Source organism: Streptomyces sp. 2114.4 (genome assembly GCF_900187385.1).
GTDB classification, from domain to species: Bacteria; Actinomycetota; Actinomycetes; order Streptomycetales; family Streptomycetaceae; genus Streptomyces; species Streptomyces mooreae.
In genome coordinates this window covers 6,008,145-6,031,090 of record NZ_FYEY01000001.1, presented here as the reverse complement: position 1 = coordinate 6,031,090, position 22,946 = coordinate 6,008,145, and the positions used below count along the sequence as shown (strand labels likewise).

Below are 22,946 nucleotides of genomic sequence, written 5' to 3'. Positions count from 1 at the left end.
ACCCAGCCGGTACGCTCGCGGGCCCGGGCCGGCGTCACCCCGTGGGTACCCCCCTTGACGCAGAGTGTCCGTTTGCGGCCGGATCGTTATCCTCAAGTTCCCCTCAGAAGTAATGACGCTGGTCGCGGGGCGTCATTACTGTCCTCCCAACCGAGGAGGACGGAGCTACACGCCGATGAGCGAAGTATCGGTGACCAAGAACGCCGAGGGTCCCGCGCCGGCAGCGGACCGGCTGGTCGTGCTGGACAACGTGAACAAGCACTTCGGCGCGCTGCACGTGCTCCAGGACATCGACCTGACGATCCACCGCGGCGAGGTCGTCGTCGTGATCGGGCCTTCGGGCTCGGGCAAGTCGACGCTCTGCCGCACGATCAACCGCCTGGAGACCATAGACAGCGGCAGCATCACGATCGACGGGAAGCCGTTGCCGCAGGAGGGACGGGAGCTGGCCCGGCTGCGCGCCGACGTGGGCATGGTCTTCCAGTCCTTCAATCTCTTCGCGCACAAGACGGTGCTCGAGAACGTGATGCTGGGGCAGACCAAGGTCCGCAAGACGGACAAGGCCGACGCCATGGCGAAGGCCCGTACCCTGCTCGACCGGGTCGGCGTCGGCACCCAGGCGGACAAGTACCCCGCGCAGCTCTCCGGCGGTCAGCAGCAACGGGTGGCGATCGCCCGTGCGCTGGCGATGGACCCGAAGGTGATGCTGTTCGACGAGCCCACGTCCGCGCTCGACCCGGAAATGATCAACGAGGTGCTGGACGTGATGCAGCAGCTCGCCCGGGACGGCATGACGATGATCGTGGTCACCCATGAGATGGGGTTCGCGCGCTCCGCAGCGAACCGGGTCGTCTTCATGGCGGACGGCCGCATCGTCGAAGAGGCCGAGCCGAACCAGTTCTTCAACAATCCGCGCAGCGACCGCGCCAAGGACTTCCTGTCGAAGATCCTCCACCACTGAGGCCGCAGTCGGGCCACCGTCATTGCCAACACTTGCTGAACCAAAGGATGTTCACCATGAGGATTCGTCAGACGGCTGCGGCCGGTGCGGTGGTGCTCGCGCTGGCGGCCACGGCTACTGCGTGCGGCGGGGAGACGGGCACGGCAGGCGACAAGCCGGCCGGCGGAGAGGTCTACAGCGGCACCTACAAGGTCGCCTCCGCCCCGAAGATCGACTCCCCGGTGCTGAAGAAGGCCCAGAAGGCCAAGAAGATCGTCATCGGTGTGAAGGCCGACCAGCCGTTCCTGGGCTTCAAGGACACCGCCGGCAAATACTCCGGCTTCGACATCGAGATCGCCAAGATGGTCGCCGCCGACCTGGGCTTCTCCGCGAAGCAGATCGAGTACAAGACGATCGACTCCAACGTCCGTGAGACGACCATCTCCCACGGCCAGGTCGACTACTACGTCGGTACCTACACGATCAACGACGAGCGCAAGAAGCAGGTCGGCTTCGCGGGCCCGTACTACACCGCCGGCGCGGACCTCCTGGTGCGCAAGGACGACAAGGGCATCACCGGTCCGGAATCCCTCAAGGGCAAGAAGGTCTGCTCGATCGTCGGCTCGACTCCGCTGCAGGAGATCAAGAAGCCGAAGTACGGCGCGAACACCAGCGAGCAGTCGAAGTACTCGGACTGCGTCAAGAACCTCGTCGACGGCCAGGTGGACGCGGTCACCACCGACGACGCGATCCTCAAGGGCTACGCGGCACAGCGTCCCAGCCAGCTCCGGGTCGTCGGCAAGCCGTTCACCAAGGAGCCCTACGGCGTCGGTATGCGCAAGGACGACAAGGCCCTGCGCACCGCCATCACCGCAGCGCTGGAGAACCACATCAAGAACGGCGACTACGAGAAGGCCTACAAGGCCACGCTCGGCAAGTCGGGTTCGCCCTTCAAGGCCCCCCAGACCCCGCTTCCGCGCGACTGAGGCACCCCGCCCACCGGACCGCGCCGCCCCGTACGCCCGCCGCGGCGGGTGTACGGGGCGCGGTGTCTTCCGCGCCGCCCCTTTTGATCCTCATCCCGCCGTCGACCCGACCGCTACCGCGGAGACCCCATGAACGTACTCCTCGATTACCTGCCCGAGTTCCGGGACGGGTTCCTCGGAACCCTGGCGATCACCGCGTCCAGCGCGCTGCTCGCCCTGGTCCTCGGCGTTGCCATAGCCGGCTTCCGGGTGTCTCCGGTCCCGCCGCTGCGCGCCTTCGGCACGGCCTGGGTCACGGTGCTGCGCAACACCCCGCTGACGCTGCTCTTCCTGGTCGCGTTCTTCGTCGTCCCTCAGGTGCTCTTCCGCGGCGCCAGCCCGTACATCCTGGCCACCCTGGCCCTCGGCTTCTACACCTCCTCCTTCGTCTGCGAGGCGGTGCGGTCCGGCATCAACACCGTGCCGCTGGGCCAGGCGGAGGCCGCGCGCAGCATCGGCATGACGTTCTCCCAGACGCTGCGCGAGATAGTGCTCCCCCAGGCCACGCGCACCGTGCTGGCACCGCTCAGCAGCATCTTCATCGCGCTGACGAAGAACTCCGCCATCGCCGGAGCGTTCGGCTACGGCGAGTTGTTCAACGTCTCCAAGCTGCTGAACGACAAGGGGTATCCGATCGCCTGGATCTTCCTGTGGACGGCGCTCGCCTACCTCGTCATCACCTTCGCCATCAGCGGCGCCTTCCGGATGCTGGAGCGCCGGATGGGGGTCGTGCGGTGAACGGGCTCGGGAGGCCGGACGGGACGACGTGGGTGCCGCGCGCAGGCGGGGCGGAAACTAGTGAGGTAAGGGCATGAGCGGCGCCAGCGTTCTCTACGACGTACCCGGGCCGAAGGCAAAGACACGCAACCGCATCTACGGCGTCTGCGGTGCGCTCGCGATGCTGGGACTGCTCGTGTTCGCCGTGGTCCGGCTCAACACCAAGGGCCAGCTCGAACCCGAGGTGTGGAACATCTTCAACAACGCCGGAGTGCGGACCAACATCCGCGACGGCGTCCTGACGACACTGCAGGTCTTCGCGGTCGCGGCGGTGCTGTCGCTGGTCCTGGGCGTGCTGCTCGCGGTGGCGCGGCTGTCGGACCACAAGCCGGTCCGCTGGCTGGCGACCGGCTTCATCGAGCTCTTCCGTGCCGTCCCGCTGCTGATCACGATCTATGCGCTGTGGGTGGCGCTGCTGACCAACCGCGAAGCCCTCGGCCTCGGCGAGGACGGGCCGCAGTTCTGGGCACTGGTCATCGGGCTGACGGTCTACAACGGCTCGGTCCAGGCCGAGGTGCTCCGGGCCGGCGTCAACGCCGTCCCCGCGGGACAGCGTGAGGCCGCCTACGCACTCGGTATGACCAAGACCCAGGTCATGACGACGGTGCTGCTCCCGCAGGCCATCCGTGCGATGCTCCCGACGATCATCAGCCAGCTCGTGGTGACCCTGAAGGACACCTCGCTGGGCTACATCATCACCTTCGAGGAACTGCTCTTCACCGCCCGCCAGATGAGCACCAACATCCTCGTCAACGGCAATGACACCTATGTGCCGTTCATCATCGTGACCGGCGCCATCTACGTCGCGATGTGCCTGGCGCTGTCCTCCCTCGCCAACTGGATCGAGCGGCGCGGCAGCCGGGCCAGGACCGGCATCAAGGTGGCCGCGGCCGGCGAGCCGGTGGCGGCCGGCGACGCGATGGAGATGGCCGACGCGGTACCGGACAAGCCGGCGGCCCCGCAGGACTGAGCTGCGGCCGCCGCGCCCCCGCGCCGCCCTGACGGGGCGCCGGCCGCCGCGCGGCTGAGAGGAGACCGTCCGGAGGCGGTGGCACCGCTGCCACCGCCTCCGTCACTTGACGCGAGCGGCCGCAGTGGGTTGCATACTCTGTGTGATCACGCACCGGGCTCCAACTGCCAGTTTCCGCCTGTCCCGTACGTACCAGCGGCCCCGGGGAGCTGCGCCGTGGACCCGGTGATCGTGGTCGGCGCCGGCCCGGTCGGCCTCTCCCTCTCCCTCGCCCTCGCCCGCCTCGGCGTGCCCAGTGTCGTCCTCGACGAGACCACCGGCCAGGAGGACACCCGGCCCGCCCGCACCGCCGTGCTCCACCAGGACACCGCCGCCTTCGTCGGCCGGCTCGGCTGTGCCGACACCCTGGAGAGCGACGGCACCCGCTGGACGGCCTGGCGCACGATGCGCCGCCGGCGCCTGCTGGAACGCATCGCCTTCGCCCCGCAGGCCCCGGACGGCGCCGCCCCCGCCACCGCCGTGTCCCCGGTCCATCTGCCGCAGCATGCCCTCACCCGCGCGCTGCGCGCCGCACTCGCCCACGAAAAGCTCGCCGAGATCGTCACCGGCAGCCGGCTCGCCGGCCTCGAACAGGACGAGCAGGGCATCAGCGCCCACACCCGCGGCACCAACGGGACGTGGTGGCGCGGGAGTTACCTGATCGGCTGCGACGGCCCCCGCTCGACGGTCCGCAAGCTGCTGGACATCCGCTTCCCGGGCCGTACGGCGGTGGAGCGGCACGCGGTCGCCGCGCTGCGCTGCGAGCTCCCCTGGCCCGGCGAGGCGCTGCTGCACCGCTCGCCGCCCCGGCACGGCGGCGGACCGGGCAGCGAGGTGTCCGCCCGCCCGCTGCCCGACGGCATCTGGCGGCTGGACTGGCTGCTGCCACCGGGGCGCGAACTGGTCACACCGGACGCCCTGGTCGCCCGGATCCGCGACTCGCTGGCCGGCTGGACCACCGAATCCCCGGCGGACGCGGACGGCGCGGACGGCGGCGTGGCGCCCGCACGGGGGCGCGGCCACGGGCGGCTGGTCCCGCCGTACGAACTCCTCGACACCGGGGTGCACACCGTCCACCACCGGCTGGCCCGGCGTTGGCGCCGGGGCCGCGCCTTCCTCGCCGGGGACGCCGCCCATCTGCTGGGCGCCCTCGGCACCCAGGGCCTGGACGAGGGGCTGCGGGACGCCGAAAACCTCGCTTGGAAGCTGGGCCTGGCCTGGCATCACGGCGCCGGTGAGGTACTGCTCGACAGCTACCAGGCCGAGCGCCGGGGCGCGGTGGCGGCCCGGCTGCGCGCCGCGGACCAGGCCTTGCCGCTGCTGCGCGACGGCCGCTCGGCCCGCTGGCGGACCGTGCTCCCGGGTGCGGTGCGCGGCCGCAGCACCCTGCTCACCGACGGTCATCTGAGCCGCGGCCCGCTGGGCGCGCCGCCGGTGTACGCGCGCTCCCCGCTCGCGCCGCCCGTGACCGGCCCCGTCGTCGAGACGCTTCCCGGCGCGGCCGTCACGGATGTGCCGGTGACCGCGTCCGACGGCTCGGTGGTCCGGCTGCGCGACCGGCTCGGGCAGGGCCTTCTGGTGGTGCTGGTGGCGCCCGGTACCGGTGTCTGGGACCGGCGGCACTGGCAGTCGGCGGGTCTGATGCCCCGGTTGGCCGACGCGGTCGACGCGCTGCCGATGGCCGCCGAGATCCTGGTCACCGAGGCCTATCCGGGTGCGGCCGCGCACACCGTGCTGCTCGTACGGCCGGACGGCCATCTGGTCACCGCGCTGTCGGGGGTCCGCCCGGCCGAGATGGCCGCCTGTGCGGACGCGGTACGGGGCACGGCGTACGGGCAGGACGCGGAGCCAGGGCGGGCCCGGCAGCCCGAGCGGACCGGCGACTTGGGGGTGTCCCGGGACGGCGGAGCCGGGGAGGGGGGAGCCGGGGCGGGAGAGCCCGGGGAGGGTGCAGCCGGGGCGAGTGGCGCCGAGGAGGGTGAGCACGGGGCGGGCGGAGCCGCGGCGGGGCGGACTTCCGCGGTTGACCCTGCGCGAACGTCCATGCTTCACTCCGAGGATGACTGATCACAGCTCGCGATTCTGGCGGAGGGTCCATCTCGACCTGCTCCGCTATGCGGGCTGCATGTGTCGTCCGTCCTGTTGATCCGCAGCTCCTTCCCCGCGCGGCCGCCTGCCCCCTCCCGGCAGCCGTGTCTCTTCGCGATCACCCAGGACGGTTTCCGTGCCCGACGTACGTACCCCTGCGCGCCCGCGTGCCACCGGCCATGACGGTGGGCCCAGCGCCCGTGAACTTCTCGACTTCGCCCACCGCACCGCCGCGGACCCGGAGCTCATCGCTTCGCTCCCGCTCGACCCCGAAGGCCGTACCTGGATCCGGCTGGACGGGCCGGGCGGCAGTGAGGCCTGGCTGATCGGCTGGCCGCCCGGCACCGGTACCGGCTGGCACGACCACGGCGGCTCGCACGGCGCCTTCGCGACGGCCGCCGGCGAGCTGACGGAACAGTCGCTCACCGCTCAGCTCCCCACCGAGGGCTGGAAGACGCTGGAGCTCGCCGACGACGTGGACCGGGAGCGCAAGCTCAGCGGCGGCCGCGGCCGGGCGTTCGGCCCACACCATGTCCACCAGGTGCTCAACCTGTCCCCGCAGGCCCATGCGGTGTCGGTACACGCCTACTACCCGCCGCTGCCGTTGATGCGCCGCTACAGCCGCACCGGGCCACTGCTGCGGCTCGAAGCGGTCGAGCAGCCCGAGGAGTGGACATGAGCGCGGTCGATGAGCTGCTGGCCCGTGCCCGGCGCGAGCTGGGGCACCGGGTGGGTCCGCGGGAGGCCGCCGCCGTCCAGGAAGCCGGCGGGCTGCTGGTGGACATCCGCTACGCGGAGCTGAGGGAGCGCGACGGCCTCATCCCGGGCGCACTGATCGTGGAGCGTAACGAGCTGGAGTGGCGGCTCGACCCGACGGGCGAGCACCACGCCCCGGAAGCGACCCACCACGCTCTGCCGGTCGTGGTGGTCTGCAACGAGGGCTACGCATCGAGCCTCGCGGCACTCTCCCTGCGCGAGCTGGGCCTGCACCGCGCAACCGACCTGGAGGGCGGGTTCCAGGCTTGGCGGGGGGCCGGGTTGCCGGTGGGGTGAGACGGGGGGTGAGACGGGGGGTGGGGCGGGGGGTGGGGCGGGGGGTGAGGGGGCTGTGGCTCCTTCGCCGTCTTTCCCCCGCCCCTCCCCCTCCCTCCCCCACCCCAGGGCCTCGGCTTGTTCTGCTCACGTGTCCGGCAGACAGTGCTCCTCCAGGAGTGCCGGGTCCTCGCCTTCCTCCTCCAGGGCCTGCCTGACCACCCGGAGGGCGAGGCCTTCCGGGTACCCCTTGCGGGCCAGCATTCCGGCCAGACGGCGCAGGCGCTTTTCGCGGTCCAGGCCTCGGGTGGAGCGCAGTTTGCGGTCGACCAGCTCGCGGGCGGTGGCCTCCTCCTGTTCGGAGTCGAGGCGGCCGACGGCCACATCGATGAGGGCGGAGTCCACACCCTTGGTGCGTAGTTCACGGGCCAGGGCGCGGCGGGCCAGGCCGCGCCCGTGATGGCGGGACTCCACCCAGGCGTCGGCGAAGGCCGCGTCGTCGATCAGTCCGACGTCCTCGAAGCGGGAGAGCACTTCCTCCGCCGTCTCCTCGGGGATGCCCCGCTGGTGCAGGGCGTCCCCGAGCTGCTTGCGCGTACGAGGGCTCCCGGTGAGCAGGCGCAGGCAGATCGCCCGTGCCTGCTCCTCAGGTGTACGCGGTGGTCCCGACCCGGCCCTCGACGCGTCGGGACCACCGCTGCTCTCCCGGCCATGACGGCCCCTGCGGCCCTGACGGGTCTCGGCGTCGCCGGCAGCGCTGCTGGTGTCGTTCTCGCTGCCCGGCCATTCCGTTCGCCGCGTCACGGCGGGCTAGCTCTTGGCCGCGGCGGCCTTGGAACCCTTGGCACCCTTGGCCGCCGGTGCCGGAGCTGCGACCGCCGGTTCGCCCGCCGCCACCGCGGCGTCCGCGCCGGGCTCCGCCGCCGGGTCCTGCGGCTGCACGCCGATGCCGAGCTTTTCCTTGATCTTCTTCTCGATCTCGTTGGCGAGATCCGGGTTGTCCTTGAGGAAGTTACGGGCGTTTTCCTTGCCCTGGCCGAGCTGGTCGCCCTCGTAGGTGTACCAAGCACCGGACTTGCGGATGAAGCCGTGCTCCACGCCCATGTCGATCAGGCCGCCCTCACGGCTGATGCCCTGGCCGTAGAGGATGTCGAACTCGGCCTGCTTGAAGGGCGGGGAGACCTTGTTCTTGACGACCTTGACGCGGGTGCGGTTGCCGACCGCGTCCGTGCCGTCCTTGAGGGTTTCGATGCGGCGGATGTCGAGACGCACCGAGGCGTAGAACTTCAGCGCACGTCCACCGGTGGTGGTCTCCGGCGAGCCGAACATCACGCCGATCTTCTCGCGGAGCTGGTTGATGAAGATCGCGGTGGTCTTGGACTGGTTGAGCGCGCTGGTGATCTTGCGCAGCGCCTGGCTCATCAGCCGGGCCTGCAGGCCGACGTGGGAGTCACCCATCTCACCCTCGATCTCGGCCCGCGGCACCAGGGCGGCGACGGAGTCGATCACGATGAGGTCGAGTGCGCCGGAGCGGACCAGCATGTCCGTGATCTCCAGGGCCTGCTCGCCGTTGTCCGGCTGGGACAGGATGAGGGAGTCGGTGTCCACGCCGAGCTTCTTGGCGTACTCGGGGTCGAGGGCGTGCTCGGCGTCGATGAACGCGACGGAGCCGCCGGCCTTCTGGGCGTTCGCGACGGCGTGCAGGGTCAGGGTCGTCTTACCGGAGGACTCCGGGCCGTAGACCTCGATGACGCGGCCGCGGGGGAGGCCGCCGACGCCGAGCGCGACGTCGAGCGCGGTGGATCCGGTGGGGATGACCTCGATGGGCTCCTTCGACCGCTCCCCCATGCGCATCACGGCGCCCTTGCCGAATTGCCGTTCAATCTGTGCGAGCGCGGCGTCCAGCGCCTTCTCGCGGTCGGTGCCTGCCATGGGTTCCACCCGATTTGCTTGAGTCGATCGCTTCACGTCCATGACGCTAACGCCTGCCACTGACAATGCGCCCGGACCCGGCTCCGACCTGTGGATAACTCCCCGGAAAAGCCCGAGGACACAGGCCGGATCTCCCATGAGAATGGATGTTCGATTTTGGTGTCAAGCGGTACCGGCGCGCGTCGTCGACGGGTTGCCGGGCCGGCACCAGCGCTCCACTCCCGGCTGCGCACCGCAGCCCCCGAGGCCTCCCGGCCGTGGGCGGCAGCCCGACCGCCCATGGCCTCCCGGCCGCGTGCAGTGCGCAGTGCGCCCCGGGGCCCTGCGCCGCACGGGTCAGCGGACGCCTTCGCCGTCCTCCCGGACACCGCCGGCCGCCTTCCGGTCCTCCAGCGGGGCCGAGGGCTGCTCGTCGTGCAGGGTCCGCCGGAAGCGGGCCAGCACGCCGGCCCCGCGCCGGCGCCTGCCGTGGACCCGCAGGTCGTCGGTGACCTCGTACCGCTTGACATACGCCCCGAGGAACGCCTGCAGCGTCGCCGTGGCCGGGATCGCGATCAGTGCGCCCACCGCGCCCATCAGGGCCGTGCCGGCGACAACCGAGCCGAAGGCGACGGCGGGGTGGATGTCCACGGTCTTGGCGGTGATCCGCGGCTGCAGGAGGTAGTTCTCGAACTGCTGGTAGGTCACGACGAACCCGAAGACCCACAGGGCGTACCAGGGGTCGACAGTGAACGCGATCAGGATGGGCAGGGCGCCCGCGAGGTAGGTGCCTATGGTCGGGATGAACTGGGAGACCAGTCCCACCCAGATGGCCAGTGCCGGGGCGTAGGGCACCTCCAGGACCTGCAGCAGGACATAGTGCGCGACACCGGAGATCAGCGCCATCAGGCCGCGGGAGTAGAGGTAACCGCCGGTCTTGGCGACGGCGATCTCCCACGCGCGCAGCACCTCCGTCTGGCGGTGCGGCGGGAGCACGGAGCACAGGGCGCGCCGCAGCCGGGGGCCGTCGGCGGCGAAGTAGAACGAGAACAGGGCCACCGTCAGCAGGTTGAACAGGCTGCCCAGCACCGTCGCGGAGACGGCCAGGACGTTGTTGGCGCTGTCCTGGACGTACTTCTGCAGCCAGTCGGACTTCAGCAGGTTGTTCTGCACCTCGACCCGCGAGAGGTGGGTGTGCAGGGTGCTGTTGATCCAGCTGATGACGGAGTCCAGATACTGCGGGAACTCCTCCACCATGTTGGCTATCTGGCCGGCCAGCATGGAGCCCAGGAGCGCGAAGAACCCGGCCGCGGCGACGAGGATGCTCACGAACACCAGGCCCGTGGCCAGTCCGCGCCGCATGCCCCGGGCCGCCATCCAGTCGACGGCCGGTTCGACGGCCAGCGCGAGGAAGAACGCGATCAGCACATTCAGCAGCAGGGTGATCAGCTGGTGGAATCCCCAGGTGGCGAGCTGGAAACAGGCCACCAGAGCGAGCGCCAGCACCATGGCACGCGGCAGCCAGCGCGGCATCCGTACATCGGACCGGTCCTCGGACCGGCCCTCGGGGCGTGGGATGTCGTTGCTGATGATCTCATCTGACTCGGGCACGGAGCCAAGTGTCGCGCACAGCTGCGACACCCCGGGTCCCAGCCCGTGCCTCAACCCCGCGGCGCCCGGCCGCCGGGCTCGCTCGTTCCCAGGTCAGAGCCTCGCGCCCGGCCCCTCTCAGCGCTTTTCGGGCGGCACGTCCATCACCGAGCAGACCACCCGCCACACCTCTTTGGCGCTCCATCCCGCGTCCAGCGCCTCATGAACGGTCCGGCCGCCGAGGTCCGCCATCACGTGATCGCGCGCGAAGGAGTCGGCATACGCCGCACCGAAGTGATCCGCCATCCGCTGCCAGAAGATCGTCAACCGCATGAGTTCCGCTCCGTACCCGCTGTGACCCGTTGGCCGCTGTGTGTTCCGCCCGCACGCCTTCGCATGTCCCGCACGCCCGCGCGGGGATATACGCAGAGTAAGGCCCAGCGCGGGATGACCGGGCCGGCAACCGGCCCCGAACCCAACCGGCCCCGGCTCCGGAGCGGCCACCGGCCCCGGGCCGGCAAGCCCCGGCGAGCCGGGGAAATCCGCGGTGCGAGAAAAGTCACCGCATTCTCGAATTCCGGCCCCGGGGAGAAGGCCGCATTCGCGCCTCCCTGATAATTCGGAAGGATCCTTCGAGTCTTTCCCGGCCTCCGGGAAGAGGTGCCCTCGCACACGGGTGGGGGCCGGACTTCGGTGTCCGGCCCCCACCCGCAGGACGAGCATGTCGTGCCATGAATTCACCAGCGATACCACCGGCCACGCTTACCCCCGGCACCCGCGGAACGCAGCACGAATCCCAGCAGCCACACGGCGAGCACGATGACCGCCACGATCCACAGGGCCTTCAAGGCGAATCCGGCACCGAAGAGAAGAAGCGCGAGAAGAAGTACGAGAAGCAGGGGGACCATGGTTATCAACCTCCGAGGCATCGTGTGAGGCATCGTGTGCCCCGCGGCATTTCCCCCAACCTCCCGAACTTATGTGTTTCTCAGCCGGTTCCCGGGGCATCAGGAATTGTTCCTCCGAGAAGATCCATTTCATCGGCAGCCCGGAGCCCGGAGGCCCTAAAGGTGCCAGCTGAGGGTCCCGCTCCGGGAGGACAGCACCACGAGCAGCACGAGGTCGAGGACGCCGAACGCCAGGCCCAGGTAGGCGCGGAGAAGGCGGACGGTTCCCCGGTAGAGGGCCGCGGCACCGAAGAACAGCGCGCACGGGCCGAGCACGATGTTGAACGCCAGGGCGCCCAGCAGACCGCAGACGAACGCGGCGACGGCCATCCGGTCGGCCTGGGGATGCGGTCCGGTCCTGACGGGGATCCGGGCGGAGGTCATCGGCCGCCCCCCTTCGCCGCCTTACGGCGTTCCTTGGTGAAGAAGACCACCAGCCAGGCCACGATGGCGAGGGCGGCGACGACGGTGACGGGCACGGGGACGTGCCCCGCGGTCCCCATCAGCACACCGAAGAGGAACAGCGCTACGACCAGGAAGAGCATGATGCACCTTTCCCATGGGTGGGACGGCAAGGAAGCGGCGAGCCCTCACGGGCTTCAACTGCGCCTTTGCGGTGCCGCTTTGGCCCGCGTACCCGGACCGGCCGCATCTCACCGGGTCGGTTCCGGACGATCCGCGGCGGCACCCCTCCCGGACCCGATCGCACCGGGCACAGGATGCCGGGTCCGGCAGCCCGGCCGCTTCCTGACGTGAGTGCCGAAAGGGAAGGAGGCCGAGGCGGAGCTGTGGATCCCGTTGGAGCGGTCCGCCGCCTGAGCGGTGCCACCGCACCACAGCAGCACGACAGCACAGCACCACGGCACGGCGGCCCGGGACCGGCCCCGGGCCGCCGTGCCGCGCCGGACACCCGCGCACCCGGGAGCCCCACCGCCCTACGGTTTACCGAACCAGTCGACGCACAGCACCAAGGAGTCGTCCAGGGGTTCCGCGGCGCGGAACTCGGACAGGTGACGGAGCACGGCGCGGGGCACGGTGGCGGCGGGCAGCAGCATGCTGGCGTGCAGGGCGCGGGCCAGGGCGCGCTGGGCGTACGCCTCCCCCTGGGGCGAGAGCGCCGCGTACACCCCGTCGCTGACGATGAGGAGCCGGTCTCCGGGCAGGACCTCGAACTCCTTCGCCACGTACTGGGTCTCCTCGAACATGCCGAGCGGCATCTGCGGGTCGAGGTCGATGAGTTCGACCGTCTTCCCCCGCATCCGCCACAGCTGCGGCGATCCCGCGTCCACCGCCTGCACCCGGCCGGTGGTGAGATCGAACCGCAGCAGCAGGCTGGAGACGTACGCGCTGCCGCGGTACTGGGCGTAGAGGGCCTGATCGGCCAGGGCCGCCTGGTCCGCGATGCCGATGCCGGCCCGGCGCGCGTTGCGCAGCGCGTTGACGGCGAGGTGGGTGAGCAGCGACGCGTTGACGCCGGTGCCCATGCCGTCGGTGACGGAGAGGGTCAGCTCGTGGGCGTCCGAGGCCCAGTCGTAGTTGTCGCCGTGGATGGCATAGGCCGGCTCCAACTGGGCCCCGATGGCGTACTCGGCGGCGGAACAGGCCCGGGCCGGCAGCAGTTGCCACTGCATCTCGGCGGCCAGCGTGAGCCGGCTGATGCGCCGGGCCCGCTGGTAGACATCGGTGTCGCGCTCGGCCACCAGGAGCTCGTGGCCGAGCAGTTCCGCCGCGTACACCAGGTCGTCGACGGTGCGCGGGACGGACCGCTCGACGGGCAGCCGCACGGTGAGGATGCCGGTGCGCTCCCCGCGGACCGATACCGGCAGGTGGTGTTCGACCACCTCGCCCTGCCGGACCTGCCGGCGGGGCTCCTGGCTCCCGAACACCCTGCCCTCGACGCTGTTCGCCACCGGGATCGACGCGCCCGGGATGGCCGGCGCACCGAAGGGGGTGAGTGCGGTTGCCCCGTAGTCGGCGAGCAACAACTGCACACAGAGCGCTCCGTACGATTCGGTGAGCACCGCACGGAGCGTGTCCACCAGAGCGTGCGGGGCCGACGCCCGCAGTGCTCGTTCCACATCACAGCGTTGAGTCACGGTCTCTCAGGCATTCTTCGTCCACGGACGACGCAAAGGCGGGGGGCTGGCTGGGGACCGCGCCGGATGACAGAGTGATCGGGTGTCCCGTTTCACTGGTTCGCCGCCTGCCCGCGAGCGCGCGGGCGCGGCCGCCCTCACCGCCTCCGGGCCGGCGGGCAAGGGCCCGGCCCGGCGAGATGCGGCAGCGCACGCACGGGTGTCCGCCGCGGTTCTCGGGCACAGGGAAGCGGCGGCCGTCGCCCACCGTGCGGCGGGACGCAGAGCGTTCCACGCGGCGGCCTCCCCCTTCGCAGATGAGGGTGACGGCCCACGCGTCGTCGGCGGCCACGCTCGTGTGTCTGACAGCACGTAGCGGGTCTCAGGCCGCTTCTCGTCCCCAAGCCGCGCCGGGCGCGGCCGTCTTGCCAGGTATCGGGGAACAGATTGTTGCCTTATGGCGAATGTTGTCAAACGACAACTATGACTTCTATCCTTGGCGGTGCCGCACCCCGAGGACCTGTCCACTCACGAAGCGTCAGCCCCCTACAGCGAGGTTCATCGTGCTGTCCCAGCCCCATGGCGGCCGGTCCCTGCGTATCGACACACGACAGGAGCAGGGGGCGGTGATCCTCACCCTCGCCGGACCGCTCGACCTGGACACCATCGCGCCGCTCGACGCCACCTTGCAGCAACTGGCGCAGGACGGCGCCGGCCCGGTCGTCATCGATCTGTCGGACGTCTCGTTCGCGGATTCGACGACGGTCAACGTCCTGATCCAGGCGCACGACGCGCTGGGCCCGGCGCTGCGCCTCGCGGCCCCCTCCGCCGTTCTGGAACGGCTCTTCACGCTCACCGGACTCGACACGGTGTTGCCGCTGTACGGGTCCGTCCGCGTGGCGCTCGACGCCTGAACCTCAGCTCCCTTCGGAACCGACGGCGGCGACGGCGACGGCCAGCTCGCCCAACGCCGCGACCAGCGCGCCCCGTTCGTCCGTCGGCATCCGGCGCAGCACCGCCGCCATACGGTCCACCCGGGTCGCCCGGAAGCGCTCCAGGAACGCCTCGCCCTCAGGGCTCAGCCGCAGTCCGATCTCTCGCCGGTCGCCCGCCGTCGGGCGGCGGAGCAGCAGACCGGCGGACTCCAGTGCGGCACAGACCCGGCTGGCGCGCGGCAGCCCCAGCCCCACGGCGGCGGCCACCGTGGTCAGGTTCCGCCCGGGACGCACCGAGACGACGGACAGCACTCTCAGGCCGCCCGGGGAGAGCCGCGGTTCCACCGGGGCGGCCGCGTCCCGCATCAGGGCAGTGATCGCCTCCCCGGCGGCGGCCAGTTGTTCCGCGGCCTCGCGCAGGGTCTTTGGCGGCCCTTCGGCGCTGTGGCGTTGCATGGACGCATCCCGTTCCCACGGTCCGACGACAGATGCGGTGCGCCCTGCGGGCAGGGCTCGGCGGCCGCCCGAGGAGCGCCCGCAGGCGCACGGTCCTGTGCCCTGTCCGCTTCTCCCGGGATCACACGGCCCGGACACGTCAGCGGCCCGGCGCCGGGGCCGTCTTCAGCGTGCGAGAGCGGCCTGCACGATCTTGCCGCCGCCGGGCCGGGGTCTGATGGTGACCTCGCGGGCCAGGGCGCACACCACGGGCCACCCGAAGCCGCCGTCGCGGCCGGTCAGGTCGGGACTGCGCTCCGTCGGGCGAGCGGGGCTGGCGTCCTCGACGCATATCCGGATGGTGTCCTGATCCGCGGTGAGCCGCAGCGCCGTGACGGCACCCGCGTGGCGCAGCGCGTTGGTGACGAGTTCGGACACCAGCAGGAGCAGGTTCTGGGTGGTCCGGGCAGTGGGCGGCGGATGGAGCAGGTCGGCGAAGCTTCCGGCGAAGTCGCGGGCATCCGCCGCCGTTTGGGGACAGCAGAAGTCCCGGGCGGGCGGAGTTGAGGGGCCGTCCGTCACAAGAGGATGGTGCACAAGCTTTCACCCCGGTCAGTGGAACGCCTCGTTCGGCTGGTGTGCAGCAAGCGTCATCAGGTGTTCGTGAGGCGTGTACCCAGCAGAACCCTTGCGGAACGGGGAACTTGGCGTGCCGGGGGGCGGTGCGGCCGGGGGCCCGGGGGACGCGGGTGGGCGGCTGCTCCCGGCCCCCTGGCGGTCGGTGGGAGCAGCAGTGCCGGGCCGGTCATGTCTGTGCCTGTGCCCCCGCCAGCGAGGTGTCCCGCCGGGCCCGGCGGACGGCAAGGGCGAGGGTGTCGTCGGGGTGCAGGATGACGGTGTGCATGTCCTCCGCGACGGCGCCGGGGATCTCGTCCACCGGTCGGCGGGCGTGGGCCCGGGCGCTCTTGACCAATCGCGCCTCGCCCTCGATGGGGTCGCGCCGGCTCTCGGTCAGGCCGTCGGTGTAGAGCACCAGGAGGTCGCCCTCGTGCAGGGTTTCGCGCCGTACGGCCTCGCTCCCCGGCAGCGGGAACCCGATGCCCCGGCCGCGGACCTCCAGATAGTCGGAGGTTCCGTCGGCCCGCAACAGCAGGGCCGGCGGATGACTGCCGTTGGCCAGGCGGAGTTCACCGGTGTCGGGGTGGATACGGGCGAGCAGCACCGTCGCCATGATCTCGGGGTCGAACGGGGCCAGGATGTCGTGGGTACGGGCGACGATGGATTCGAGCGGGTGGCCTTCGAGAGCCAGGGTGCGCACGGCGTGGGTGACGTTGAGCGCGCTGCGGGTACTGCGCACACCGTGTCCCAGCGCATCGACGACGGTGATGTGCACGGTGCCGTCGGGGAGGCTGAGCCAGTCGTAGAAGTCGCCCCCCGTGGGGGCATCGGTGCCGGCCGGCTCGTAGTGGACGGCGAACTCCAGGCCCTCCACACCGATCGGCGAGGGACGCAGCGCGTCCTCCAGCTCCCGCAGGGTCTGGCCGTGGGCCCGCCGCAGCTGTTCGTCCCGCTCCTCCAGCTGGACATAGAGGGCGAGCACCCCGCTGTTGGTCTCGGCGAGTTCGTCCTTGAGGCGGTGCAGCTCGGTGGAGAGGGTGTCCGTCCGGGAGAGGGCCGCGGCGAGCTCACCTTCGAGCGCCGCGATCCGTGCCTCGTACGCCTCGGCGGTCTCCACCCCGCGCGTCCCGGCCTGGCCGGGCACTGTGCCGGGCGCGGCGGCAAGGGGAACGGGCCCTTCCTGCCCCTCGCCGAGGGGCAGGTGCCAGGCGACCATGCCGTCGGGCGTGGCCTGGCCCGGCAACGGCAGGTCGGCCCAGTTCGGCGGGGACGGTGTCGGTGCGGCGTGCAGCGTGACGGCCAGCAGGGCGGTACCGCCCGGAGCGGTCCGCTCGGCGGCTTCGAGGCGGACGGGGCCGCCGGCGCGCAGGGCGGCGCCGGCCACCTGGGCGACGGAGCGCACCAGGCGCCCGCCGGTCCGGGAGGGAAGCCGGTGCGCTTCGCAGATCCGCCGTACGGCGCTGCGGAGGGCCGGCAGGTCGTGGAAGGTATGGGGGGTCACGGAAGTCTCTGGCGGGGACGGGCGGCGAGCACGGTCGCATCGTCGCGGGGGAGGCGGTGGCTGTGGACGAGGGACGCGGCGAGCAGGGACGGGGGCAGGCGGAGCACGAAGGCCGAGGGTGCCTGCGCCCAGCGGTGGTCGACGCCGTCGGAGTGGAGCAGTACGGTGCCGCCGGGCGGTATGGGGAAGGCCCGCACGTGCGGTGGCGTCATGTTCAGTCCGGCGATGCCCGGCTGACCGCTGAGCCGGTGGCCCGGACCGAGCGAGGTCAGCGTCACGACGCGTACGTTGCCGACGCCGCAGTACTCCGCCCGTTCGGGGTGCAGGCGCAGCAGGCCGACGGCCGCCCCGCGGGTGCGGCGCAGCGCCCGGTGCAGGCCGGTGAGGATTTCGGGCAGGGGCGCGTCCGGTCCGCGGTGGAAGGACCGCAGCGCCACCTGGGCGGCCTCGGCGGCGTGCGGTCCGTGGCCGAGGCCGTCCACGACGAGTGCGGTGCGCGCGGAGCCGTGATCGGCGAGGGAGCACCCGTCGCCGCTGGTCTGTTCACGCTCTGCCGGTACGCAGATGGCACCTGCTTCCTGGTCGGCCGACGCGGTCTCCTCAGGAGCGGTGAGGCGGGCGCTGACGAGGGTTCCGTCGCCCGGCGTCGTACGGATGGTGAGGGTGGTGGCTATCCGTTTCACGGCTCCCAGGCCGGCGCCGAGGGTGGTGCCGGTGGTGTAGCCGTCGGTGAGGCACTGGCGCAGTTCGCCGATGCCGGGCCCGTGGTCCGCGGCAACGATCTCCATGCCGCCGCCGAGGGGCAGGGACTGGATGAACAGCGCACCGTTGGTCGCGTGATTGGCCAGATTGCTGGCCAGTTCCGAGGCGATGACCGCGGCCCCGTCGGGCAGCGCTCCCGGCAGCCCGCACTGCCCGGCGACCGCCCGGGCGGTTTCGGCGGCCAGATGCACGGCGCTGTAGTGGTCCACGGCGATGTGTGCCGTCGGCCGGGGGCAGGGGAGCGTCAACGACTCGCCCATCGCGTGGCGATCACGGTCGTGCCCTGTCCCGGAGCCGAGTGGAGTTCGAAGTCGTTCATCAGCCGCCGGGCGCCGCCCAGACCGTGGCCGAGCCCGGCGCCGGTGGTGAAGCCGTCGGTCAGTGCGGCGCCGACGTCCGCGATGCCGGGACCGTCATCGGTGATCGTCAGCCGGAGTCCGGCGGTGTCGGGCGACATCAGGCAGTCGATGGTCACGGTGCCTCCTCCGCCATGGATGTAGGCATTGCGTGCCAGCTCACTGGCGGCGGTGACCACACGCGTCTGGTCGACGATGCTGAAACCGGCCTGCACGGTGGCCGCCCGTACGGCGTGGCGGACGGTCAGCAGGTCTTCTTCGGTCCGCACCTGGTGCACCGATGTGCTGCCCTCCGCGCCGGGGACGTGTCGGGCGGCCGTGGCGAGGCCCACCGCGTGATCACTATTCCGTGCCGAACTCACGCAGCACCCCTTCGGAAGGCTGCAGGCTCTGATGCCAGCCCAGCGCGGCCATGCCGTGCTCGGCGTTGAGTGCCGTTTCCACCCCGGTCAGCTGCAGCCCCAGCTCGACCAGGGTGATGGCGACCGGCGGCCGCATCCCGGCGACGATCACCCGGGCACCCAGCAGGCGTGCCATGGTGGTCAGCTCCATCAAAGTACGGGCCACGAAGGAATCGACGATTTCCAGCCGGGAAATGTCGATGAGGACCCCGCGCGCCCGGTCACCGGTGATGCGTGCGGTGAGCTCTTCGGTGAACGCCACGGCCGTCTTGTCGTCGAGCTCGTTGAGGAGCCCGGTGACCAGGACGTCGCCCAGCCGCAGAATCGGCACACCGGCCGAGGCGGGGGCATTCACCGCTGCGCCAGGGGGACGGACTTCGACGGGGCGGCCTCGGTGAGTTTCACGGCTTCTCCCAGGGCGTCGGCCAGGGTGGCCCGGGTCATGATCGTCGACAGGTCGATGCCGAGCTGGGCGATGGTCTGGGCGATCGGCGGCCGGATGCCGCTGATGATGCAGTCCGCGCCCATGAGCCGTACCGCATTGACCGTGTGCATCAGATGCTGGGCGACGGCGGTGTCGACGGTGGGGACGCCGGTGATGTCGATGATGGCGACCAGCGCCTCGTGCTCCTGGATGGCCTGGAGCACGTTCTCCATCACCACCTGGGTGCGTGCGGTGTCGAGCGTGCCGATCAGCGGGACGGCCAGCACCTGGCGCCACAGCCTGACGACCGGGGTGGACACCTCCAGCAGCTGCTGGCTCTGCCGGCGGATGATCTCTTCCCGGCCCTCCACGAAGATCTCGAAGGAGAGTGCCCCGGCTCTGTCCAGGAGGCGGTTGATCAGCACCGCACTGTGGAAAAGGTCCTCACCGTCACGGGTGTGCCGCTGGACGGCCTTCAGCAGGGCCTCCTTCAGCGACATCACGGCCAGTGACGTCGCGGTGGGCGAGACCCCCCGGCGGGCACGTCGCAGGGAGATCTCGGATACGGCCTGGTGGATCTCCTCGTGGGACGTGACCACATGTTCCACCGGCAGACCGCGGTCCAGGCCGGAGAGCAGGGCGCTGAGCAGGGCATCGGCCTCCTCGCCGAGCTCCGCCTCGCTCACCTCCCCGTCCAGCGACGGCTGCGCCAGCTGCAACTCCACCCAACGGTCCGAGATCTCATCGGCCTCTTCGCGCAGCACGCTCACGACGCGCTCGCGTGCGGCAACCTCAGCGGATCCCAACTCATCGTCCTTTCGGTCGGCCGGCCCGGGTGGCTCGGGCCGGTTCGCCCTGCGGTTGCGGCGGGCCGGTCCGCACACCGTTAACAGTTGTCGCCCGGCAAATGTTAGCGAGCACGATCAAGAGCCGGAACCCGCGGGCGCGCTCTTCACCCACCGGCGGCCGCGAGCGGCCGGGCAGCCGAATCCTTGCGGTCGGCCCTCCCGGGGCGCCGGCGACCTCCTGCCCAGGCACAATGCCGGTCACCGCAGTGCCTCACGGCCTGCCGCGCTCCCGCACGGGGACAGCAATGATCTCCATTCAGCAGTGACCGTCGCCGACCCAGTCAAGACACAGCACCAAGGCGTCATCCAAGGACTCCGCCTCACGGTAATCGGCCACATCACGCAGGACCTCACGGGGCACCATGGCGGCCGGCAGCAGACTCGTGGCGTGAATGGCGCGCGAGAGCGCCTGCTCGGCGTACTTCTCCCCCCGCGGCGAAAGCGTCTCGTACACCCCGTCACTGACGAAGATCAGGCGGTCTCCCGGGGCGAGGGTGAACTCCTGCGGGGTGTAGTGGGACTCCTCGAACATGCCCAGGGGCAGCTGGGCCTCGAGATCGATGCGCTCGACCGACTTCCCCCGCATCCGCCACATCTGCGGCGAGCCCGCGTCGATGGCTTCCACCCGGCCCGTCGCGAGTTCGATGCGCAGCAGCAGCGTCGAGACGTAGGCCGCGCCCCGGTAGTGGTCGTGGACCGCCTGGTCGGCCAGAGCCGCCTGGTCCGCGAGGCCGATGCCGGCCCGGCGGGCGTTGCGCAGGGCGTTGACGGCGAGGTGGGTGAGGAGCGAGGCCTCGATGCCCTCGCCCATCCCGTTGGTGACGGTGAAGGTCAGCTCGTCGGCGTCCACGGACCAGTCGAAGTTGTCACCGTGCACGGCATACGCGGGCTCCAGCTGCGCCCCGAGGGCGAACCGCGCGTCGCGGTACGCGCGGGCGGGCAGCAGCTGCCACTGCATCTCGGCGGCCAGGGTGAGGCGGCTGACCCTGCGGGCCCGCTGGTAGACGTCCGTGTCGCGCTCGGCGACCAGGATCTCGCGCCCGAGCAGGTCCGCCACGTACCGGAGCTCGTCGACGACCTCCGGTGTGGAGCCCTCGTGCGGGAGCCGCACCGTCAGGATGCCGATACGGTCGCCGCGCACCGTCACCGGCAGATGGTGCTCGACGGCGTCCTCGTGCGCCACCTGCTGCTCCCGGGGTTCCTGACTGCCCAGCGCCCGCCCCTCCGGGCTGCCGAAGACGGACAGCGAGCCGGCGCCTTGCCCCGAGCCGTCGCACGATCTGAGCACCGTCCCGCCGTAGTCCGTCAGCAACAGCCGCACCGCGGTGGCCCGGTAGGCGGTGGTGAGGGCGTCGCGCACGGCGTCGACCAGGGCATGCGGCGCCGCGGCGCGCAGTGCCGTCTCCACTTCGAGGCGTTGGGTCATGGTTTCGCGGACACCCTTCGTCCAGGTCCTAGGGCAGGGTCGGTCTGACAAGGGCACGCACAGGGTGACAGAGTGTTCGTGTGTCCCGTTTCACCGGTCGGCCCCATTCCCACGAGCGCGCGAGCGCGGCGGCGCTTGCCGCGGCCGAGTTGCTCGAGGTGCTGTGGGGCCGCGGGCAGGAAGCGGCACGCTCTGCGGAGGTCTCGCTGTCCCAGCTGCGCGCGCTGCTGGTGATCGAGCGCCACGAGGGCACCAATCTGCGCACCCTCGCCGAAGCGCTCGGCTCGCGTCCGCCGGCGGTCAGCAGGCTCTGCGACCGCCTGGAGGCCATGGGCCTCGCGGAGCGGGGGCCCAGCGCGACCAGCCGGCGGGAGGTCGAGCTGCGGCTGAGCCTGCGCGGCCGGGTGCTGCTGGAGCAGTACCGCGTGGCCCGCAGCCGGGAGGTCACGGCCACCCTCGACCGTATGGAACCGGCCGATGTCGCCCGGCTCGCGGCGGGCCTGGAGGCCTTCCACGCGGCCTCCGCCCGGCTCGCGGCGGACCGGGACGACGCGGAGCCCCGAGGCGGCGACGTCGCGGACAGCGCCTAGCGCCACCTGGGCACCGCTCCTCCCGTGGCATCGCACCGCCGGGGAACGGCCTGCACGCCCGGCACGCCGCGGACCGCCTGCGCGGTGCCTCCCGCGGCCCGCGGCCGGCCCGGGGCCGGCGGGCACCGCCGCAAGATCCGTCAACCGCATGCCTTCAGTATCCCGCCTGGGAGGGCAGCGGTGCGCGAGCCGGTGTGGCCGGGGGATTTCCGCCCTACGGTCAGGCCATGGCCGACAACGCAACTCCTCCTTCGACCCCTCTCGCGCGCGGCGAGCGCTTCGTCTGGCTGACCGCGCGGGTGCTCGAACAGCGGCTTTTCGCGTACCACTTCCTCGGCGGCGGGGCCGACCCGGTCGAGACCGCGCTCGCCGCGTACCGCAATGACGACGACGGCTTCGGCCACGCGCTGGAGCCCGACCTCCGCGGCCCGGTCAGCCAGCCGCTGCACACCGCCCACGCCCTGCACGTCCTCGATCTGATCGGGCGCTGTGACGGCCGCCAGGTGGAGCGCATCTGCCGCTATCTGACGAAGATCTCCACGCCGGAGGGCGCGCTGCCCGCGGTGCACCCCTCGCAGCGCGGCTATCCGGCCGCGCCCTGGGTCCCGGTGGTCGACGACCCGCCGAGCGCGCTGCTGGCCACCGGCCCCGTGGTGGGGGTGCTGCACCGCAACGAGGTCTGGCACGCCTGGCTCTTCCGGGCCACGGACTACTGCTGGGCGACCGTGGAGTCCCTGACCCGGACCCATCCGTACGAGGTCGAGGCGGCGGTGGCCTTCCTGGACGGCGCCCCGGACCGGCCGCGGGCCGCCGCGGCGGCGCAGCGCCTCGGCCGGCTCGTACGGGAACAGCAGCTGGTGCTGCTGGACCCGGAGCGGGCCGCGGACGTCCCGGTGGCGCCGGGGTACGCCCCCGGGGAGCATCACCTGGCGTACGACTTCGCGCCCACGCCCGGCTCGCTGGCGCGCGACTGGTTCACCGACGAGGAGATGGACCGGGCGCTGGACCACCTCGGCGCGCTCCAGCAGGAGGACGGCGGCTGGCCGGTCAACTGGCGGGCGTGGGCGCCCGGGACGGCCCTGGAGAGCCGCCCGATGGTGACGCTCAAGGCGCTGCTGACCCTGCGGGCCTACGGGCGCCGCCTCCGGTGAGCGCTCCCCTCCCCGGGCCCGTCCGCCGGCGGTGACGGCCGCGGCGACGCCGGCGGGACGGCCCGGGAGACCCCGCTCCGCGGCGGGCGGCGCGGCGCGCGACGA

Annotated in this window: 27 protein-coding genes; 11 read left to right on the top strand and 16 right to left on the bottom strand. The window is 71.5% G+C overall.

Annotation, left to right across the window (positions count from 1 at the left end; all coding sequences use genetic code 11):
• Positions 1-175: 175 nt before the first annotated feature.
• The 8 genes from CFW40_RS26615 to CFW40_RS26585 all read left to right on the top strand — a co-directional run bounded on the left by CFW40_RS26615 (position 176) and on the right by CFW40_RS26585 (position 6,892).
• A complete protein-coding gene (locus CFW40_RS26615; RefSeq protein ID WP_088800397.1) occupies positions 176-961 on the top strand; it encodes an amino acid ABC transporter ATP-binding protein in 786 nt (261 codons plus the stop codon).
• A gap of 56 nt (positions 962-1,017) precedes the next feature.
• Positions 1,018-1,926 (top strand): glutamate ABC transporter substrate-binding protein, encoded by a 909-nt coding sequence (locus CFW40_RS26610; protein ID WP_088802380.1) that lies wholly within the window; start codon positions 1,018-1,020, stop codon positions 1,924-1,926.
• A gap of 129 nt (positions 1,927-2,055) precedes the next feature.
• The gene (locus CFW40_RS26605; RefSeq protein ID WP_088800396.1) at positions 2,056-2,703 is read left to right on the top strand and encodes an amino acid ABC transporter permease; all 648 of its coding nucleotides are present in this window, start codon (positions 2,056-2,058) and stop codon (positions 2,701-2,703) included.
• 73 nt (positions 2,704-2,776) lie between these two features.
• Entirely contained in the window at positions 2,777-3,712 is a 936-nt protein-coding gene (locus CFW40_RS26600) for an amino acid ABC transporter permease (protein WP_088800395.1), read from the top strand.
• 216 nt (positions 3,713-3,928) lie between these two features.
• Entirely contained in the window at positions 3,929-5,818 is a 1,890-nt protein-coding gene (locus CFW40_RS26595; protein WP_088800394.1) for an FAD-dependent monooxygenase, read from the top strand.
• Positions 5,811-5,897 carry a putative leader peptide gene (locus CFW40_RS38990; RefSeq protein ID WP_311624691.1) on the top strand — a complete coding sequence of 29 codons (87 nt, stop codon included), beginning with the start codon at positions 5,811-5,813 and terminating at the stop codon, positions 5,895-5,897. Before CFW40_RS26595 ends, CFW40_RS38990 begins: the two co-directional genes overlap by 8 nt.
• A gap of 78 nt (positions 5,898-5,975) precedes the next feature.
• On the top strand, positions 5,976-6,518 hold the full coding sequence (locus tag CFW40_RS26590) for a cysteine dioxygenase (RefSeq protein ID WP_088800393.1): 543 nt from the start codon (positions 5,976-5,978) through the stop codon (positions 6,516-6,518).
• Entirely contained in the window at positions 6,515-6,892 is a 378-nt protein-coding gene (locus tag CFW40_RS26585) for a rhodanese-like domain-containing protein (RefSeq protein ID WP_088800392.1), read from the top strand. Before CFW40_RS26590 ends, CFW40_RS26585 begins: the two co-directional genes overlap by 4 nt.
• A gap of 126 nt (positions 6,893-7,018) precedes the next feature.
• Here the strand turns inward: CFW40_RS26585 and recX are convergent, their stop codons facing one another.
• The 8 genes from recX to CFW40_RS26545 all read right to left on the bottom strand — a co-directional run bounded on the left by recX (position 7,019) and on the right by CFW40_RS26545 (position 13,415).
• Entirely contained in the window at positions 7,019-7,675 is a 657-nt protein-coding gene (gene recX / locus CFW40_RS26580; protein WP_088800391.1) for a recombination regulator RecX, read from the bottom strand.
• A gap of 6 nt (positions 7,676-7,681) precedes the next feature.
• Positions 7,682-8,803, bottom strand: a complete 1,122-nt coding sequence (gene recA / locus CFW40_RS26575; protein WP_088800390.1) for a recombinase RecA — start codon at positions 8,801-8,803, stop codon at positions 7,682-7,684.
• A 336-nt stretch (positions 8,804-9,139) separates the two neighbouring features.
• Positions 9,140-10,315, bottom strand: coding sequence for an AI-2E family transporter (locus CFW40_RS26570; protein WP_088802379.1), 1,176 nt, complete (start codon positions 10,313-10,315; stop codon positions 9,140-9,142).
• A gap of 195 nt (positions 10,316-10,510) precedes the next feature.
• Positions 10,511-10,705 (bottom strand): DUF3046 domain-containing protein, encoded by a 195-nt coding sequence (locus CFW40_RS26565; protein WP_088800389.1) that lies wholly within the window; start codon positions 10,703-10,705, stop codon positions 10,511-10,513.
• Positions 10,706-11,109: 404 nt separating this feature from the next.
• Positions 11,110-11,280 carry a hydrophobic protein gene (locus CFW40_RS26560; protein ID WP_086716166.1) on the bottom strand — a complete coding sequence of 57 codons (171 nt, stop codon included), beginning with the start codon at positions 11,278-11,280 and terminating at the stop codon, positions 11,110-11,112.
• 156 nt (positions 11,281-11,436) lie between these two features.
• The gene (locus CFW40_RS26555) at positions 11,437-11,703 is read right to left on the bottom strand and encodes a DUF4190 domain-containing protein (protein ID WP_088800388.1); all 267 of its coding nucleotides are present in this window, start codon (positions 11,701-11,703) and stop codon (positions 11,437-11,439) included.
• Complete coding sequence (locus tag CFW40_RS37255; RefSeq protein WP_088800387.1) at positions 11,700-11,864, bottom strand: hypothetical protein; 165 nt, start codon at positions 11,862-11,864, stop codon at positions 11,700-11,702. The genes CFW40_RS26555 and CFW40_RS37255 overlap by 4 nt, the downstream gene beginning before the upstream one ends.
• Positions 11,865-12,254: 390 nt before the next feature.
• Entirely contained in the window at positions 12,255-13,415 is a 1,161-nt protein-coding gene (locus tag CFW40_RS26545) for a PP2C family protein-serine/threonine phosphatase (protein WP_088800386.1), read from the bottom strand.
• Between the two features lie 542 nt (positions 13,416-13,957).
• Between CFW40_RS26545 and CFW40_RS26540 the strand changes: the two genes are divergently transcribed.
• Positions 13,958-14,308, top strand: a complete 351-nt coding sequence (locus CFW40_RS26540; RefSeq protein ID WP_256331278.1) for an STAS domain-containing protein — start codon at positions 13,958-13,960, stop codon at positions 14,306-14,308.
• 3 nt (positions 14,309-14,311) lie between these two features.
• On the opposite strand, the gene CFW40_RS26535 is transcribed toward CFW40_RS26540, so the two are convergent.
• The 8 genes from CFW40_RS26535 to CFW40_RS26500 all read right to left on the bottom strand — a co-directional run bounded on the left by CFW40_RS26535 (position 14,312) and on the right by CFW40_RS26500 (position 21,100).
• Positions 14,312-14,785 (bottom strand): MarR family winged helix-turn-helix transcriptional regulator, encoded by a 474-nt coding sequence (locus CFW40_RS26535; protein ID WP_088800384.1) that lies wholly within the window; start codon positions 14,783-14,785, stop codon positions 14,312-14,314.
• Between the two features lie 165 nt (positions 14,786-14,950).
• Positions 14,951-15,346: an ATP-binding protein gene (locus tag CFW40_RS26530; RefSeq protein WP_088800383.1), complete on the bottom strand. Its 396-nt coding sequence runs from the start codon at positions 15,344-15,346 to the stop codon at positions 14,951-14,953.
• A 223-nt stretch (positions 15,347-15,569) separates the two neighbouring features.
• A complete protein-coding gene (locus tag CFW40_RS26525; RefSeq protein ID WP_088800382.1) occupies positions 15,570-16,883 on the bottom strand; it encodes a PP2C family protein-serine/threonine phosphatase in 1,314 nt (437 codons plus the stop codon).
• Positions 16,880-17,905: a SpoIIE family protein phosphatase gene (locus tag CFW40_RS26520; protein WP_088800381.1), complete on the bottom strand. Its 1,026-nt coding sequence runs from the start codon at positions 17,903-17,905 to the stop codon at positions 16,880-16,882. The genes CFW40_RS26525 and CFW40_RS26520 overlap by 4 nt, the downstream gene beginning before the upstream one ends.
• Positions 17,890-18,333, bottom strand: a complete 444-nt coding sequence (locus tag CFW40_RS26515; RefSeq protein ID WP_371127177.1) for an anti-sigma regulatory factor — start codon at positions 18,331-18,333, stop codon at positions 17,890-17,892. Before CFW40_RS26515 ends, CFW40_RS26520 begins: the two co-directional genes overlap by 16 nt.
• Positions 18,334-18,343: 10 nt before the next feature.
• The gene (locus tag CFW40_RS26510) at positions 18,344-18,757 is read right to left on the bottom strand and encodes an STAS domain-containing protein (RefSeq protein WP_088800379.1); all 414 of its coding nucleotides are present in this window, start codon (positions 18,755-18,757) and stop codon (positions 18,344-18,346) included.
• On the bottom strand, positions 18,754-19,632 hold the full coding sequence (locus CFW40_RS26505) for an STAS domain-containing protein (protein WP_088800378.1): 879 nt from the start codon (positions 19,630-19,632) through the stop codon (positions 18,754-18,756). Before CFW40_RS26505 ends, CFW40_RS26510 begins: the two co-directional genes overlap by 4 nt.
• 298 nt (positions 19,633-19,930) lie before the next feature.
• Positions 19,931-21,100: a PP2C family protein-serine/threonine phosphatase gene (locus CFW40_RS26500; RefSeq protein WP_088800377.1), complete on the bottom strand. Its 1,170-nt coding sequence runs from the start codon at positions 21,098-21,100 to the stop codon at positions 19,931-19,933.
• Between the two features lie 80 nt (positions 21,101-21,180).
• Between CFW40_RS26500 and CFW40_RS26495 the strand changes: the two genes are divergently transcribed.
• A complete protein-coding gene (locus CFW40_RS26495; RefSeq protein ID WP_088800376.1) occupies positions 21,181-21,690 on the top strand; it encodes a MarR family winged helix-turn-helix transcriptional regulator in 510 nt (169 codons plus the stop codon).
• Between the two features lie 227 nt (positions 21,691-21,917).
• Positions 21,918-22,841 carry a hypothetical protein gene (locus tag CFW40_RS26490; protein ID WP_088800375.1) on the top strand — a complete coding sequence of 308 codons (924 nt, stop codon included), beginning with the start codon at positions 21,918-21,920 and terminating at the stop codon, positions 22,839-22,841.
• The last annotated feature ends 105 nt before the right edge of the window (positions 22,842-22,946 follow it).